The sequence below is a fragment of the Streptomyces sp. NPDC033131 genome, assembly GCF_055578365.1.
In genome coordinates, this window is sequence record NZ_JBVIPA010000120.1 from 1 (window position 1) to 1511 (window position 1511).

The window sequence follows — 1511 nt, forward strand, 5'->3', positions numbered from 1 at the left end:
GGGGGGTGCCTCTATGTCCTTCGTCAAGGCACCCCTGTCGGGTTTGGGGTGATTCGGTCTTGGTGGGGTTATGCGGCGAGTTCGACGTCCGCGGGCGTGCGGGATTCGTAGAAGGTGCCGTCTCGGAGCATGGCGAACAGGACGCTGATGCGTTGGCGGGCGAGGCGGAGGAGGGCCTGGGTGTGGGTTTTGCCGCGGGCGCGTTGCTTGTCGTAGTAGGCGCGGGAGGCGGGATCGGCGTTCATGCACGCGAAGGCGGAAAGGAACATGGCACGTTTGAGCTGCCGGTTGCCGCCTCGGGGCGCGTGTTCGCCGTGGATCGAGGTCCCCGACGACTTCGTGGTCGGGGCGAGTCCGGCGTAGGAGGCGAGGTGAGCGGCGGTGGGGAAGCTGGTGCCGTCGCCGACGGTGACCAGCAGGACGGCGGCGGTCCTGACGCCAACGCCGGGCATCGACGTCAGGACCGGGGAAAGAGGGTGGGCCTCCAGCAGGGCGTTGATCTGCGTCTCCAGGGCCCGGCGCTGTGCGTGGACAGCGGCGAGCGATGCGGCCAGGGAGGGAATCACGATGTCGAGGGTGCCGGTGCCGGGCACGATCACAGTCTGTTCATCGAGCGCGGCGAAGACGTCGTCGATCAGCCGGGCGGCCATGCGCGGGGCCTTGGGCCGGATCAGCTCGACGAGCCTGCGGCGGCCGGCTTTGCGCAGCGCGGCCGGAGAGCCGTAGCGCTCCAGCAGCCAGGTGACGGCCTGGTGGTCGAGGCGGGGGCCCAGCACGCGTTCCAGGCTGGGGTGGAACTGAGTGAGCAGGCCGCGTATCCGGTTGGACGTGCGGGTGGCCTCGGCCGCGAGGTCCTGGTCGAAGCCGACGAGGACCGTGAGTTCTGCGGTGATCTCGTCGGTGAGTTCCAGTGAGCGCAGGGTGTGCGGCATGGTGCGGGCTGCATCCGCGATGACCGCAGCGTCCTTCGCATCGGTCTTGGCCTCGCCCGGATACAGGTCGGCGATCCGCCGCATCGCGAGTCCGGGCAGGTAGGCGACCTTGCAGCCCGCGTCCCGGGCGACTGTGAGCGGGAGGGCCCCGATGGAGGCGGGCTGGTCCACGATCACCAGGACGGTGCCGAACTTCGCGGCCAGCTTGTCGAACACGGCCCGCAGTTTCGGCTCGCTGTTGGGCAGCTGCTTGTCGAAGACCTTCTTCCCGGCCGGAGTCAGCCCGTGCCCGTGATGAGAGCTCTTTCCGACGTCCAGGCCGAGGAACACGCCCACGTCTTCGGTGTCGAACATCGCGCCCTTCCAGGAGAGTTGAACGTGCCGGCCTCGGCGATGGTGTCGTACGCGCGCATCCACGTTATGCAGACCTGCCGCCCGCGAGCTGTCCGGCATTGCGCCGGACCGGGTGGTAGCCGGACCTCTGATCAGCGTCTCCGACGGCACCTCCCAGGCCCGGTGACACCACCCCCCAGGTCATCCCATCGACAGGGGGACACAGTCATGCCGGGCCCGGAGGCC

General features: G+C 69.0%; 1 protein-coding gene. It reads right to left on the reverse strand.

Features of this window, described 5'->3' with window-relative positions; all coding sequences use genetic code 11:
- Positions 1-68: 68 nt before the first annotated feature.
- On the reverse strand, positions 69-1286 hold the full coding sequence (locus tag ACZ5XS_RS45760; protein WP_468661642.1) for an IS110 family RNA-guided transposase: 1218 nt from the start codon (positions 1284-1286) through the stop codon (positions 69-71).
- Between the last annotated feature and the right edge of the window lie 225 nt (positions 1287-1511).

What these genes read in the sequence shown, in the direction of transcription:
- ACZ5XS_RS45760 (WP_468661642.1), bottom strand. Translation starts at nt 1,286, where the DNA reads ATGTTCGACACCGAAGACGTGGGCGTGTTCCTCGGCCTGGACGTCGGA.